This is a genomic window from Peptococcus niger (assembly GCF_900101835.1).
Classification (GTDB): domain Bacteria; phylum Bacillota; class Peptococcia; order Peptococcales; family Peptococcaceae; genus Peptococcus; species Peptococcus niger.
The window spans coordinates 15663-30146 of sequence record NZ_FNAF01000010.1 but is presented as its reverse complement, the minus strand read 5'-3'; the positions used below and the strand labels follow the sequence as shown (position 1 = coordinate 30146).

Annotated in this window: 13 protein-coding genes; 10 read left to right on the top strand and 3 right to left on the bottom strand. The window is 50.6% G+C overall.

The annotated features are described in order from the left end of the window. Positions 1-166: 166 nt before the first annotated feature. The 3 genes from BLQ16_RS07490 to BLQ16_RS07480 form a co-directional block, all read right to left on the bottom strand. Positions 167-1072, bottom strand: a complete 906-nt coding sequence (locus BLQ16_RS07490; protein WP_091792119.1) for a WYL domain-containing protein — start codon at positions 1070-1072, stop codon at positions 167-169. Next, the gene (locus tag BLQ16_RS07485) at positions 1059-2306 is read right to left on the bottom strand and encodes a helix-turn-helix transcriptional regulator (RefSeq protein ID WP_091792118.1); all 1248 of its coding nucleotides are present in this window, start codon (positions 2304-2306) and stop codon (positions 1059-1061) included. Before BLQ16_RS07485 ends, BLQ16_RS07490 begins: the two co-directional genes overlap by 14 nt. 215 nt (positions 2307-2521) lie before the next feature. Then, a complete protein-coding gene (locus tag BLQ16_RS07480) occupies positions 2522-3103 on the bottom strand; it encodes a 5-formyltetrahydrofolate cyclo-ligase (RefSeq protein WP_091792117.1) in 582 nt (193 codons plus the stop codon). A 187-nt stretch (positions 3104-3290) separates the two neighbouring features. Here BLQ16_RS07480 and BLQ16_RS07475 point away from each other — a divergent pair, with 187 nt between their 5' ends. From BLQ16_RS07475 to tsf, 10 genes are all read left to right on the top strand, one after another. Beyond that, positions 3291-3578 (top strand): co-chaperone GroES, encoded by a 288-nt coding sequence (locus BLQ16_RS07475; protein ID WP_091792116.1) that lies wholly within the window; start codon positions 3291-3293, stop codon positions 3576-3578. 46 nt (positions 3579-3624) lie between these two features. Further along, positions 3625-5250: a chaperonin GroEL gene (groL, locus tag BLQ16_RS07470; protein ID WP_091792115.1), complete on the top strand. Its 1626-nt coding sequence runs from the start codon at positions 3625-3627 to the stop codon at positions 5248-5250. A 153-nt stretch (positions 5251-5403) separates the two neighbouring features. Then, positions 5404-7257, top strand: a complete 1854-nt coding sequence (asnB, locus tag BLQ16_RS07465; protein ID WP_091792114.1) for an asparagine synthase (glutamine-hydrolyzing) — start codon at positions 5404-5406, stop codon at positions 7255-7257. A gap of 93 nt (positions 7258-7350) precedes the next feature. Next, on the top strand, positions 7351-7629 hold the full coding sequence (locus BLQ16_RS07460; protein WP_091792154.1) for a GIY-YIG nuclease family protein: 279 nt from the start codon (positions 7351-7353) through the stop codon (positions 7627-7629). Then, positions 7626-10211: a DNA polymerase I gene (gene polA, locus BLQ16_RS07455; RefSeq protein ID WP_091792113.1), complete on the top strand. Its 2586-nt coding sequence runs from the start codon at positions 7626-7628 to the stop codon at positions 10209-10211. Before BLQ16_RS07460 ends, polA begins: the two co-directional genes overlap by 4 nt. A 16-nt stretch (positions 10212-10227) precedes the next feature. Beyond that, complete coding sequence (gene mutM / locus BLQ16_RS07450) at positions 10228-11058, top strand: bifunctional DNA-formamidopyrimidine glycosylase/DNA-(apurinic or apyrimidinic site) lyase (protein WP_091792112.1); 831 nt, start codon at positions 10228-10230, stop codon at positions 11056-11058. 8 nt (positions 11059-11066) lie between these two features. Then, positions 11067-11669, top strand: a complete 603-nt coding sequence (coaE, locus tag BLQ16_RS07445) for a dephospho-CoA kinase (RefSeq protein WP_091792111.1) — start codon at positions 11067-11069, stop codon at positions 11667-11669. Then, the gene (locus BLQ16_RS07440; RefSeq protein WP_159428037.1) at positions 11656-12834 is read left to right on the top strand and encodes an MFS transporter; all 1179 of its coding nucleotides are present in this window, start codon (positions 11656-11658) and stop codon (positions 12832-12834) included. Before coaE ends, BLQ16_RS07440 begins: the two co-directional genes overlap by 14 nt. Before the next feature lie 137 nt (positions 12835-12971). Then, positions 12972-13694, top strand: a complete 723-nt coding sequence (gene rpsB, locus BLQ16_RS07435) for a 30S ribosomal protein S2 (RefSeq protein WP_091792109.1) — start codon at positions 12972-12974, stop codon at positions 13692-13694. Between the two features lie 80 nt (positions 13695-13774). Then, positions 13775-14434 (top strand): translation elongation factor Ts, encoded by a 660-nt coding sequence (gene tsf, locus BLQ16_RS07430; protein ID WP_091792108.1) that lies wholly within the window; start codon positions 13775-13777, stop codon positions 14432-14434. Positions 14435-14484: the final 50 nt, after the last annotated feature.

Genomic DNA, 14484 nt, shown 5'->3' with positions numbered 1-14484 from the left:
CAAGTAACAGCATCAGCATCTGTAGGTTGCAAAGGATTTTATGCCCCTAACTGTAAAATGGCTGTTTGTACCTTTTAAGATTTAAACAACGATGACTCGTTGCACCTTGTAGACTCATTATATCCATGGGCGGGACCTTTATCACGGAAAAAAAGCTGCGAACAGGTTAAAGTTCACAGCTTTTTTGGGCCAAAAGGCGGTCTTTGATCAAGTTAACAAAGTCATCCGGCGCTTCCACCTTCACATAAGGGCCGAAGGCCAAAACCCGGATAAGCAATTCTTTTTCATCGGAGGCATAGTAGCTGATTTGGAGACGGGTGCTCCCGTCGGCCAAGCGCTCAGCTTGCTTGCTAAAATGGGCAAAGTGGAGCATGACCCGCTCTAGGGTATTGCGCTCATTCTCAATCAGCAAGACCAATTCTTTTTGCCGGTCGGTCAAGGGATTATCTGTTTGGCAATCGCTTCCCTGGTAAAGCTTGCAATGGTCAATTCGGGCCAAGTTGAAGTAAGGGTAGCGACAACCTTTCGCCAGGACGCGAATTTTATCGTCCTTTAAAGAGTATTCAAAGCCGGTGGGATAAAAGTGGATTTGAATCTGCCGGCCATAGCGGTTGGTCATGGTAATTTGCACCGGGTGGGAGGCTTTGATTGCTGCCAAAAGGAGGCGGAAATGATGAATATACCGGTGGCTGTTAAAGGGGTCTCCATCCGTATAGCGGTCAAAGACCCTGTAGTCCTCTTGGGTGAAAAGAGGGTCTAGCCCTTCTAAATCAGGAAAAGTGACATCAAATAGTTGGATGCGGGGGTCTGCCATAATGGCCTTGAGCCAGCGCTTTTCCAAGAGGGTTAGGGGTAGGGTTGGCGGATGGCATAAAGATGAGGTTAGGTCCTCATTTAAAAGGGGCCAACGCCCTTCTGTCAAGGCCGGAAGGATGGTCAGGACGCTCTCTGAAAAGGCATTTTCCTGAATGCAGCGACCAAGGTCTTCTGATGTTGTTTTTCCGGCCAAGGCCATGTTGATAATTTTAGCGACGGTCTTATAATATGTTGAATAGAGCTCACTGAAAATCACCCGGTCCACCTCCTTCCAGGTCGTAAAGACGGTACATCGCTTCTAAGTCGCTCTTAAATTTTTCCTTTGTAAGCGGGTTGGAAAAATCAAGCCTGGTGATCCGACAGATAAAGGTGCGAATCCAGGGGAGCAATTCATTGGCATCAAAAACATTTGCGGTAAAGCGGTAATGGTTAGGGTCAAGGCGGTCAACTTGACCACAACGCTTTTCCCGTTTGAGACGACGGATGATGTGGTTTTCGTCATCACCTATTCGAAGCTCGAAGGTTACCTGTTCCAGGGTCTTGCCGAGTCTTTTGCTGGATACGCCCCACATATGCCTTTCGAGCCGGGTCAGGTCAGCCCGGCGGTTGGCAAAGTTGTCGGAGACGGTCTTTTTAAGTTGAATGTTTTTCATTTTATCCAGCCGGTAAGCGTAGATCCGGTTTTTCGCTTCGTTGAAGGCCATGAGATACTGTCGGCCGTTTTGGACACTTAGGTAAATTTTTAAAGGTAAGAGACAAAGCTTTTGAAATTTGCCGGTCTCTTGTCCCGGATAATCCACGGTGACGGTTACCCTGTCGTGCATGGCTTGAAAAATTTGGGCCATGATGTCACTATCCATGGTTTGGGTGATGTAGTGGTGCTTAAAAGAGAAAAGAGGCTCATGGTCGGCCAGCCGATCCTGCAAAAACGAACCGATAACCCCGCAGGGCGCCACTTCACTAAAAAAATCAAGGGCATCCGCCAAAGGCTGAATGTCTATCAGCGGGCTTCGATGGTAGAAATTTTTGCGGCCAATTTTTTCCACTTGGATGATTTCGGCAGCGATGTAATCATTTAGCTTTTTGCGCAAGGTGGATTCATCAAAGGTCAGTCGAGAGGCTAGACGAGCATCAATGGCTTCAGTGAGGTCTGCCAAGGTCATTTTTACCCTTGGACTATAGAGAACATCAAAGATAGCAAAGTGCAGGGTAATCGTGGCATCGGTAAAACGCTTGGCCTTCCAGGCTTTGTAGAGCGGGTTTTGCTTGCTGACCCGGCTGTCTATGGCCAGGAATACGTTTTTTCCATCGGCTGTTTGATGGAACTGCATATAATCTCCCAACCAGGATTCCAAACGGCGGCGCTCGTCATCATAAGAACGGGCGCTTTTATGATCGTATTCCAGCCGGCTTTTGAGGCCGTAGACGTAAAAGGCTTGCATGTAGTCGCGGATTTTTTCAAAGTTTTTTATGCGTTCATCATAAGCCATGCTGCCGGCCTCCCTTGTTTTTCTCCCTTTATTTTACACAGTTTAGTCCGAGACCTCAAATGACCTTCTGGTCCAAAGGGAGTGCTTATATTTTAAGTCTAGGGGGCAGCTTCTCCGGTAAAGAGCCCTCCTGCCATCTGGTGAAAAGGTATAACATTCAATCAAAAAGAACTGTACCGAATGACTTGAAAGTCATTCGGTACAGTTCTTTTTGATTACAGCATTTTTGTTGACCGATAAATGCCTTGCTCCGTAACGATCATTGGCAGGCGGACATCTGTGTCCTTTTGGGGAATGGGGCTGTTTTTAATCACTTGGCAGTCATAGCCGGCGCCGATAATGGCGGTGCCCTCTGATAAACGGGGTAAGAACCTGTCGTAGAAGCCGGCTCCGTAACCGATGCGGGCGCCGGTGTCATCAAAGACCAGGCCCGGGACCAGGCAAAAATCAATATTTTCCGGTGGAACTTCCTGGATGGCTTCCGGTGCTATTTCTTCCAAGCCCATACCGGTGGTGATTAAGGGGGTGGTGGGGGTGTAAACGGAAAAGATCATATGGTAGTCTTTTTGGCAAATTGGCAATAAGACTTGTTTTCCTTCTGAAAAGGCTGTTTCAATAACGCTGCGTGTGTCCAACTCACTGCCAAAAGATAAAAATAGGGCGACAGTATCGGCGCGGAGCCATTCCGGCAAAGCACAAAGGCGTTCGGTGAAGCTTTGAGCCGCGGCTTCACGTGCTTCCGGCGATAGGGCCTGGCGCGCTTCGGTCATTTGTTTTCGCAATTCTTCTGCTGTCATAAGGCACCTCCTATGTTGGCTGCATTATAACCAATGCTGGAATGAATTGCAACCGGGGTAAAAAATATCAAAAAATAGAAAAAGACTTGCATTTTTAAGGGAGTGTGATATGATATACATATGATGTTAGCACTCGTGAAAGATGAGTGCTAACACTGTGACCGATATTTCATAAGGAGGCTATTTTATGAACATTAAACCCTTAGGCGATAAAGTCGTCATCAAACCTTTAAAAGTAGAAGAAAAGACGCAAAGCGGCATCGTTTTGCCGGGCTCTGCTCAGGAAAAACCGCATCAAGGCGAAGTCATTGCTGTGGGCAGCGGTGTGCTGAACGATAAAGGCGAACGCGTTGCCTTGGAAGTCAAACCGGGCGACAAGGTTGTCTATGGAAAATTCGGCGGGACAGAAGTCAAGCTGGATGATGAAGAAGTGGTTATTATTGCTGAAAAAGATATTTTGGTCGTGCTCGGCTAAGGTATTTTTGTCATATACTGTTGTATTTTTAGGAGGTTAATGATAGATGGCAAAAGAAATTCGTTTTGGCGCTGAAGCGCGTGCGGCTCTTGAAAAGGGCGTTAACGCCGTTGCTGATGCAGTAAGTGTTACCCTTGGGCCTAAAGGGCGTAATGTTGTCCTGTCTAAACCCTATGGTGCACCACTCATTACCAATGATGGTGTTTCCATCGCTCGTGAAATCGAGTTGGAAGATCCCTTTGAAAATATGGGGGCTCAGCTCTTAAAAGAAGTGTCCATTAAAACCAACGATGTGGCCGGTGACGGGACCACCACTGCTACTGTTTTGGCACAGGCAATGGTTCGTGAAGGCCTGAAAAACATCGCTGCCGGGGCAAATCCGATTATCTTGCGCAAGGGCATGATGGCCGCTGCTGAGAAAGCAGTTGAAAGCATTGAAAAAATCTCCAGCCCCATTAAAAATAAAGAGGCAATTGCACAAGTGGCCGCTATTTCTTCCGGGGATGAAGAAACCGGTAAATTAATCGCGGATGCCATGGAAGTTGTTGGCAATGATGGGGTTATCACGGTAGAAGATTCGCAAACCTTCGGCACATCTTTGGATGTGGTTGAAGGGATGCAGTTTGATCGTGGCTACATTTCACCGTATATGGTTTCCGATACGGAGAAAATGGTGGCAACCTTAGAAGAACCCTACGTTTTGATCACAGATAAGAAAATCGGTAATGTTCAAGAAATTTTGCCGGTTTTAGAACAAGTGGTGAAAACCGGTAAGGCCCTGCTCTTGATTGCGGAAGATGTGGAAGGCGAAGCCCTGACCACGATGATTCTCAACAAATTGCGCGGCACCTTTAATTGTGTTGCCGTCAAAGCACCGGGCTTCGGCGATCGCCGTAAAGAAATGCTGGCCGATATTGCTGCCCTGACCGGCGCAACGGTTGTGACAGAAGAACTGGGCTATAAGCTGGAAGACGCTACAGTCGATATGCTCGGCTCTGCTCGCCAGATTACCGTTACCAAAGACAACACCACTATTGTTGAAGGCAAGGGGGCTAAAGAAGCCATTGATGCTCGAGTGGCCCAAATTCGCGTTCAACTGGAAGAAACCACTTCTGAATTTGACCGTGAAAAATTGCAGGAACGCTTGGCCAAGTTGGCTGGCGGTGTTGCTGTTATTCAGGTCGGTGCGGCTACGGAAACTGAACTGGCTGAGAAGAAGTTGCGGATTGAAGATGCCTTGTCGGCTACCCGCGCAGCCGTTGAAGAAGGGATTGTGGCCGGTGGCGGGACAGCCTTTATTTCCGCAATGGCTGCTTTGGATGAGCTGAAGCTGGAAGAGCCGGATGCTGTTACCGGTGTGGCCTTGATTAAGAACGCTCTGGAAGCGCCGGTGCGTCAGATTGCTGAAAACGCAGGTATGGAAGGCTCTGTCGTTGTAGCGGCTGTTAAGGCGAAAGAACAGGGCGTGGGCTACAATGCGCTGATGGACCGTTATGAAGACATGATTGCTGCCGGGATTATTGACCCGGCCAAGGTGACACGCAGTGCGTTGCAAAATGCCGTCTCCATTGCGTCCATGATCTTGACCACTGAAAGTCTGGTGGCTGATACGAAGACAGAAGACCCGATGGCTGCTGCCGGTGCAGGTGCGCCGGGCATGGGCATGATGTAAAGGATATACGGTTAATACAAAACGGATGTGGGCATGGTTCCACATCCGTTTTTTTTATTGAGCGAGAAGGCCTGTGCTTGAGCCTGGCCGGACATTCCAGTATAATAGCAAGAGGCCGGAGTGACCGGCGCGGCAAAGTGAAGGAGGCTGCCTATGTGCGGAATTGTCGGCTATATGCCGGGAGTAAGGGAAATTGACCATCAGACTGTTATCGGTGAAATGTGCGATGCCATGGTGCATCGTGGCCCGGACAGTGATGGAACGTTTATATCCGATAAAATGGTATTGGGCTTTCGGCGGTTGAGCATTATTGATTTGAGAGATGAGGCGGACCAGCCTCTTTTTAATAAAGATAAATCGCTGGCTTTGATTTTTAACGGCGAAATTTACAATTATAAAGCCTTGCGGTCAGAACTGGTGGACTTGGGCTATGAATTTATTTCCGAAACGGACAGCGAAGTCTTGGTTCACGGCTATGACGCTTGGGGCGACGGTGTTCTGCAAAAGGTGCGCGGCATGTTTGCCTTTGCCATTTGGGATGCCCGCAAAGAGGAACTTTTTCTGGCACGCGATTTCTTTGGCATCAAGCCCTTGTATTACGGTGCACCCTCCGATGATGGCAGCTTCTTTTTTGGATCGGAAATCAAGTGCTTTCTCAAGCATCCGGCCTTCCAAAAAGAGGTGAACGCCAAGGCCTTGCGTCCCTACCTGACTTTTCAATATCCGGCAACGGAGGAGACCTTTTTCAAGGGGATTTATAAACTGACACCCGGGACCTGGATGAAGGTCAAGGACGGTTCTGTCATAGCGCGAGGGCGGTATTGGGATTTCAACTATCGGGCAGCAGACTTAAGCGATGATGAGGCGGTTTCTGCCATCGGCGAGACGCTCCGGGAGAGCGTCCGAGCCCATCAAATGGCGGATGTTAAAGTGGGGGCCTTTCTTTCCGGGGGCATTGATTCCAGCTTTATCACAGCCCTGTTTCGCCCGGAAGAAACCTTTTCCGTGGGCTTTAAAGACTATGATGGCGTTTTTAATGAGACGAACCTGGGGGCTCGATTATCAGAGCTTCTGGGCTTTACCCACCATAAACGCTTAATTGACGCGGATGACTTTTTCGGCGCCTTGCCGGTCATCCAATACCATATGGATGAGCCGCAATCGAACTTATCTTCGGTGCCCTTGTATTTCTTGGCCCAACTGGCCTCAGAACATGTCAAGGTTGTGCTTTCCGGGGAAGGGGCTGATGAACTCTTCGGTGGCTATGACAGCTATATGGACACGCCACACCTGGCCTTGTATAAGCGGTTGCCGGCTTTTGTGCGGCGCGGCTTGTACCGGACAGTGGGGAAAAGCTTCCCCCATTCCCGCCTTGGCGACTTGGCGGTGCGGGGGGGTCAGCCGCTGCGCGAAAGCTTTGTTGGACAAGCTAAAATTTTCCCGGATGATGAAGCCCTGGCCTTGTTAAAACCGGCCTATCGAAGCGGCCCATCAGCGGTTGAGCTCTTGGCGCCGTATTATGACAGCCTGAGTGGCCGGGATGAGTTGACCTGTAAGCAAGTGATTGATATTCGCACCTGGCTGCCTGGGGATATTTTGCTCAAGGCGGATAAGATGAGCTCGGCTCACTCGCTGGAGCTGCGGGTCCCCTTCTTGGACAAAGAAGTGATGCGCCTGGCGAGCCGGTTGAAACCGGACCAACGGGTCAAGGATGGTGTGGCGAAGATCTCCCTTAGGAAGGCGGCTTTGGCCGAATTACCGGAAGAATGGGCGAAGCGACCAAAGGTGGGTTTCCCGGTACCCCTGAGAGATTGGCTGCACCAGGAAAAATATTATCTGGCGGTTAAAGAAATCTTTAGCCGACCCTATGTCAGCACTTTTTTTGATCAGGAGAAGCTCTTGGGCTACCTGCAAGAGCATTATGAAGGAAAGGCCTTACGCCAACGCTACATTTACACAGTGCTCTGCTTCCTCATTTGGTATGACGAATATTTTGTGAAACGATAAGATGACAATCGAGGCGGACCTGCCTCGATTTTTTTAGTGGCAGCATGTGTCGGTGGCGGCAAATATGCTGTATATGGTGTATAATAAGTGAATATGAAGACAGAAAACCATCAAAATTATTACGCTTACCTGGTTGAGTGTGCGGACGGCACCCTGTATGCCGGCTACACTGTGGACTTAGCACACCGCTTGGCGACCCACAATGCCGGTAAAGGGAGCAAGTACACAGCGGCGCGGTTGCCGGTTCGTCTGGTCTACTGGGAGGCGTTTGAAACCAAGAATGAAGCCATGGCGCGGGAATATCGTTTAAAACGGCTCACCCGCCGTCAAAAATTGGCCTTGATTGCTTCCGGAAAGACAGGTGAATCATGAGTATATTTTATATTGTTGACGGCAACAGCATTGCCAATAGGGCTTTTTATGGGGTTCCCCCCTTGACCACCAAGGAGGGCGTTGCCACCAATGCCGTCTATGGGTTTATTAATATGCTGAAAAAACTGATTGCGGATGCGGAGGACCCCTATTTGGCGGTGGCCTTCGATGAGCGAGGCAAGGTGTTTCGCCACGCCCAGTATGAGGCCTATAAAGCCAACCGAAAAGGCATGCCGGAGGATCTGGCGGCACAAATGCCCTTGATCAAAGAGGCCTTAAGCTTGATGAAGGTTCCGATTTTGAGCTTGGCAGGCTATGAAGGAGACGATATCCTGGGGACCTTGGCGCCGAAGGCGAAGGCCGGCGGTTTTGATGTGGCCCTGGTCAGTGGTGACAGGGACACCTTTCAGTTGATTGATGAGCAAGTCAAGGTGATTTATCCGCGGCGCGGTTTGTCTGAGACGGAGACCGTTGATTTGGCCTTCTTGCGCGACCAGTATGATTTAACGCCGGCCCAAGTGGTTGACTTAAAAGGGCTTATGGGGGATGCTTCGGATAATATTCCGGGCATTCCCGGTGTCGGCATTAAAACGGCGAAGAAGTTTTTGCAAGAGTATGGTTCCATGGAAAATTTGTACGCTCACTTATCGGACTTCGAGGGCAAAAAAATGGGCGAGAAGCTGGTCACCCATAAAGACCAGGCCTTTATGAGCCGTGAACTGGCGACCATTCACCGGGATGTGCCGATTGATTTGCCCGACTTGGAAGCCTTTCGCCTCCAGGAACCGGATACAGATGGCCTGCGGGCCTTTTATGCGCGTCTGGAATTGCGGCAATTGCTGGACCGGCTGGATGCAGACCAGGAACCGGAAAAGCCGCCGGAAGGCAAGACCCTTTCCGACTTGGCAGAGATGGAGCGGCTGATCAAGGGCTTGGCGCCGGGGGACTGGACTGTCATTTTCAGCCTGGATGCTGGGGAAAAAGAGCTGACGGACATCGCCTTGCGGATTGCCGGAGAGAATTACCACCTCATTTGTGGGGAAGACGGAAAGCGCATTCTTGAAGCCATGGCGCCCCTGCTGTCCGCCGAAGAGACCCGCGTCATCACCGATGATGCGAAGGCCTATTACAAGGCCTTGCGACTGGCCGGGATTCGGGCCGACCATGTTACCTGGGATGCCGTCTTGTCGCACTACCTCTTGGATGCCGAAGCCGGAGACCACAGCTTGGATGGGCAATTGAAAAAACGCTACCGAACCATTTTTTCAGCGGACGCTTCAGAAGCTTATTTTGCTCGACTTGAGGGGCTGGAAAAGATGCATGAACCGGTGCTCTCTGAGCTTGCAGACGCAGGTATGATCCAACTGTACCGCGCTGTTGAATTGCCCCTGGCAAGCGTTTTGGTGGACATGGAATGCACCGGTATCCGGTTGAACATTTCCTATTTGGAAGACATGGAAAGTGAATTTGCCGCCCGCATTGAAAAATTGATGGCCCAGATATTTGACTTGGCCGGCGAACCCTTTAACGTCAATTCACCGAAACAGTTGGGCCAGGTTTTGTTTGAACGGTTGGGGTTACCGGTTTTGAAGAAGACCAAGACGGGCCCCTCCACCAATGCTGAAGTGCTGGACCAGCTGCGGACGGAACACGCCATTATTCCCTTGATTTTAGAATACCGCCAATTGAGTAAGCTGAAGAGCACCTATATTGACGGTCTTTTGGCCTTGGCCGATGATCAGGGCAAGGTGTACACCCACTTCAATCAAACACTGACATCCACTGGGCGTCTCTCTTCCAGTGAACCAAACCTGCAAAATATTCCGGTGCGGACAGAAGAAGGGCGGCGCATCCGGCAGGCCTTTGTTCCATCACAAGAGGGCCAAGTCTTGATTTCTGCAGACTATTCACAAATTGAATTGCGTATTTTGGCCGCTATGACCCTGGATGGCAATTTGGTAAACAGCTTTCGAGAAAAAGAAGACATTCACCGACGAACCGCTTCAGAAGTCTTTCATGTGCCCATTGACCAGGTGACGCGTTTACAGCGGTATGCGGCCAAGGCGGTGAATTTCGGCATCATCTACGGTCAGACCGATTTCGGCCTGGCCAAGGAGTTGGGCATCAGCCGGAAGGCAGCGCAAGAGTACATTGATAAATACTTTGAACGCTACCCACAGGTACAGGCCTGGATTGACGAAACCATTGCTGGTGCGCGGGAAAAAGGTTATGTATCAACGGTTTTAGGCCGGCGGCGTTACATCCGGGACATTCACAGCAAGAACCAGCACCAGCGGCATTTTGCCGAGCGCACCGCTGTCAATGCGCCAATTCAAGGCAGCGCGGCAGATGTGATTAAGCTTGCCATGCTGGATGTAAACCGGCGGTTGGCGGAAGAGGGCTTCAGCGCTAAGATGCTGCTGCAAGTTCACGATGAATTGATCTTTGAAGCCCCGCCCGAGGAGGCGGCCTTACTGATTCAAACCGTTCACCAAGCCATGGAAGAGGTCATTGAATTGCCGGTGCCCTTGCAGGTGGAAGTGAAAGTCGGCTTTAATTGGGAAGAAATGGAAAAGGTTTGATTTTAGGAGGTGGACGATGCCTGAATTACCGGAAGTGGAAACGGTGCGTCGCGGCCTTGCTTCCAGCTTAACAGGTGCCGTCATTACGGCTGTCGAGGTCAATCTGCCCAAGCAGGTCAGGCGGCCGCGAGGAGATGCCCAGGCCTTTGCCGAGGGCCTTACCGGCCGGCGCATCCTTGCCATTGACAGACGGGGCAAATACCTTATCTTTTCGTTTACAGAAGGCTGTTGGTTGCTGGCGCACCTTGGCATGAGCGGTCGCCTCTTGGTAAAAGACGGCTCAGCAGAAGTAGCTCCGCACACGCATATTGTCCTCCGCTTTGACAAGGGGCTGGCCTTGCACTATCAGGACGTCCGCCAGTTCGGCGGCATGGCCTTCTGGACGACCGACCCCTTTCAAGCGGCCCCCTTGGTCCACCTGGGCCCGGAGCCCTTGAGCGAGGCCTTTAGCGCGGCCTGGCTTTACAAAAAAAGCCGGGGACGAAAAATTGCGGTGAAAAGCTTTATTTTGAATCAAAAAATTTTAGCCGGCGTTGGTAATATTTATGCGGACGAAGCCCTTTTTCGTGCCGGGATTCGCCCGCGGAAGGCGGCCGGTCGGCTTAGCCGCGCAGACTGCGTCCGGTTGCAAAAGGCCATACAGGCGGTCTTGGAAGAAGGCATTGCCGCCGGCGGCAGTTCTATCCGCGATTATGTTGCAGCTGACGGGCATACAGGCAGCTTTCAGAGGGCCCATGCGGTATATGGCCGAAAGGGAGCCCCTTGCCCACGCTGTGGACGACCGCTTAAGGGGGTCCTTGTGGGCGGTCGCTCCAGCGTTTATTGTCCCCACTGTCAGTCATCATAGGAGGTCTTATGGCGAAATACATCGGCATTACCGGCGGCATCGGCTCGGGAAAATCAGCTGTGGGGGATTATTTGCTCAGCTTGGGCTATCCTGTCATCGATACAGATGTTATTTCTCGGGAAGTGGTGCAGCCGGGCAGCGATACCCTGGCTTTACTGACCAACACCTTCGGGCAGGATATCTTGTTGGCAGACGGCAGCTTGAACAGGCCGGAAATGGCCCGGCGCGTTTTTACCGATGTGCAGAAGCGCAAGCAGTTGAATGCGATTATGCACCCGTCCATTCATCGCCTGGTCAAAGAACGCATGGCAGAGGTGGCCCACCGGCCCCTGGTTTTTCTGATGGTGCCCCTGCTGTATGAAACCGGTTTTCAGCGTTTCTGTAATGAGGTATGGCTGGTTCAGACCAGTCGACAAAAGCAGGTTGAACGTTTGACTGCGCGGGACCAGATTGATGAAGCCTTTGCGCTCAAAAAAATAGAGGCTCAAATGAGCGATGCAGACCGCCTGGCCTATGGCCCGAAACCGATTGACAATAACGGAACGCTGGCAGCGCTTTACCGGCAAGTTGATGAGCTGTTGGCGGCGGAGAAGCCCTATGACAAATCCTGAACAAACGGAAGCGGTTAAGCTGTGGACACCGCCATTTATTGGCATTTTGCTCATCAATCTAATGCTTTTCTTGAGCTTTCAAGTACTGACCCCCACCTTGCCGGTTTACGCCAAAGCCATTGGTGCCGGAGACCGCAGCATTGGTCTGCTGATTGGCCTGATTTGCATTGCCTCCATTGTCACCCGCTTTTTAGCAGGGCTGCTCTTGGACACCTTTGGACGTAAAAGCATTTTTATTATCGGGATGGTGGCCCTGGGCGTCTTGACCTTTGGCATCGGCTTTATTTCGACGGTAGGGCTCCTGCTGGTGGTGCGGATGCTGCAAGGCTTTGCTTGGGGCATTGCCAGTACCTCTTCAAGCACCATGGCAGCCGACATCATTCCACGGCCACGCCTTGGCGAGGGCATGGGGTATTATGGCCTATCGACGGCTCTGGCCTTGGCCGTAGCGCCGGCCGTGGGCCTGTACTTGCTGGATTATGTCTCCTTTCATGCAGTGAGCAACCTGGCCACGGCCCTCTTGGCGCTGGCCATTGCAGGGATGGTCCTGTTTTCAGAACCGCCTTACGAGGTTGCCAAGCACGATGAAACGGCCGGTCGCCTCCACCGATTCTATGAAAAAAATGCCGTCAAACCGGCCATGATGATGTTTTTCTTAACCGCCGTAATGGGGGCCAATTCAAGTTTTATTGCTGTTTTTGCCTATGAACGCGGCGTGGCTAATATCGGTGCTTATTTTATTGTCTATGCCCTTGCCATGATTCTTTCCCGGCCGTTTATCGGCAAGTTGATTGACCGCTACGGCCTGTCCGTGGCTGTTTTTCCGGCCCTGGCGGCCTTGGCGGCATCGCTGGTCTTGACGGCTTTTGCCCATACCCTAATGATGTATTGCCTGGCCGGCATGCTCTTTGGCGCCGGCTTTGCCACAGGTCAAACGGCTTTTCAAAGCCTGGCGGTTACCCGGGCTGCGCGCGGTCGCATCGGCGCCGCCAACGGGACTTTTTTTGTCGGCTTTGACGGCGGCATGGCCGTTGGATCGGTTGTGGCCGGTTTTGCTGCAGCGGCCTGGGGCTACCAAGTCATGTATTTGTGCCTGCTGATTTTTGTCTGTCTGGCCATGGTCACCTATGCTCGGCTGGGAAAAGAATCGGCACCTTTATACTGAAAGGCTTGCGCAATAATAGCGGGTATGCTATACTACTTGAGGTAAAAAAACACACGGTCTTCATTACCTGCTTCCGGAGAGAAAGATGAGGCAGGACATGAGAGGATCGGAGGAAAATCCAGAAAGGAGGTGCCCAAATGTCCGTCGTTTCTATGAAACAACTTTTAGAAGCCGGTGTGCATTTTGGACATCAAACACGGCGCTGGAACCCTAAAATGGCGCCTTATATCTTTGCAGAACGCAATGGGATCTACATCATTGATCTGCAGAAAACAGTTCGCCTCATGAAAGATGCCTTTGACTTTGTCAAAGAAACTGTTGAGGAAAACAAACCCATTCTTTTCGTTGGTACGAAAAAACAAGCTCAAGAATCCATTCGTGACGAAGCCATTCGCGCAGGCGAATATTACGTCAACGAACGTTGGTTGGGCGGTATGTTGACCAACTACAAAACCATCAAAACGCGTATCAAACGTCTTTTCGAACTGGAAAAGATGGAAGAAGAAGGTACGCTCGAACTGTTGACCAAAAAAGAAAAATCTTTGCTTTTGGCTGAAAAAGAGAAGCTTGAACGCTACCTTGGCGGCATCAAAAATATGCCGGAACTGCCGGGAGCCATCTTCGTCATTGATCCGCGCAAAGAAAAAATTGCTGTGCATGAAGCGCGTAAGCTTGGTATTCCCGTAATCGCTGTAGTTGACACCAACTGCGATCCGGATGAAATTGACTATGTCATTCCGGGCAATGATGACGCGATTCGCGCAGTCAAATTATTGACTTCCGTTATTGCCGATGCCGTTGTTGAAGCCAAACAGGGCTTTGATGAAGACGTGGCTGAGGAAGCAACTGAAGCTGAATAGACGTCATAAAGGTAACCTGTTGGCATGGCCGGCGGTTACCTTTTTTAAAGACCGTTGTTGACAACTAAGGAGGTATCTCTGTGGCAAATATTACCGCTTCTATGGTAAAAGAACTTCGTGAACAAACCGGCTCCGGCATGATGGACTGCAAAAAAGCCTTGCAGGAAACAGACGGAGATATGGACAAAGCTGTTGATTTATTGCGTGAAAAAGGCATGGCCGATTCGGCGAAAAAAGCCGGTCGTATCGCCGCTGAAGGGGTCATTGCTTCCTACCTGCACATGGGTGGCCGGATTGGTGTTATGGTTGAAATCAACTGTGAAACCGATTTTGTGGCAAAGACCGATGCCTTTAAAGAATTTGCCCAAAACATCGCCATGCATATTGCAGCGGCCAACCCGTCTTACCTGACCGCTGAAGAAGTGCCGGAAGAAGAATTAAACCACGAACGTGAAGTATTGAAGGCACAAGCTTTAAATGAAAACAAACCGGAGCACATTGTTGAAAAAATGGTGGAAGGCCGTCTGAAAAAGTACTACGCCGAAAACTGCCTGATGCAACAAGCCTACATTCGCTCCGAAACTGACGAAACCATCGAGGATATTGTCAAATCCGCTATTGCTGAATTTGGTGAAAATATTAAAATTCGCCGGTTTACGCGTTACGAAATGGGCGAAGGCTTGGAAAAACGTTCGGAAGACTTTGCCGCTGAAGTGGCTGCACAAGTCAACCAAGGTTAACGGCCGAAAGGATCCATTTCTTATGAAATGGATCCTTTTTTTCGTAGATA

Bases quoted from the DNA above. Each gene is read 5' to 3' on its own strand.
- BLQ16_RS07485 (WP_091792118.1), bottom strand. From the start codon at position 2,306: ATGGCTTATGATGAACGCATAAAAAACTTTGAAAAAATCCGCGACTAC.
- BLQ16_RS07480 (WP_091792117.1), bottom strand. From the start codon at position 3,103: ATGACAGCAGAAGAATTGCGAAAACAAATGACCGAAGCGCGCCAGGCC.
- BLQ16_RS07475 (WP_091792116.1), top strand. From the start codon at position 3,291: ATGAACATTAAACCCTTAGGCGATAAAGTCGTCATCAAACCTTTAAAA.
- groL (WP_091792115.1), top strand. From the start codon at position 3,625: ATGGCAAAAGAAATTCGTTTTGGCGCTGAAGCGCGTGCGGCTCTTGAA.
- asnB (WP_091792114.1), top strand. From the start codon at position 5,404: ATGTGCGGAATTGTCGGCTATATGCCGGGAGTAAGGGAAATTGACCAT.
- BLQ16_RS07460 (WP_091792154.1), top strand. From the start codon at position 7,351: ATGAAGACAGAAAACCATCAAAATTATTACGCTTACCTGGTTGAGTGT.
- polA (WP_091792113.1), top strand. From the start codon at position 7,626: ATGAGTATATTTTATATTGTTGACGGCAACAGCATTGCCAATAGGGCT.
- mutM (WP_091792112.1), top strand. From the start codon at position 10,228: ATGCCTGAATTACCGGAAGTGGAAACGGTGCGTCGCGGCCTTGCTTCC.
- coaE (WP_091792111.1), top strand. From the start codon at position 11,067: ATGGCGAAATACATCGGCATTACCGGCGGCATCGGCTCGGGAAAATCA.
- BLQ16_RS07440 (WP_159428037.1), top strand. From the start codon at position 11,656: ATGACAAATCCTGAACAAACGGAAGCGGTTAAGCTGTGGACACCGCCA.
- rpsB (WP_091792109.1), top strand. From the start codon at position 12,972: ATGTCCGTCGTTTCTATGAAACAACTTTTAGAAGCCGGTGTGCATTTT.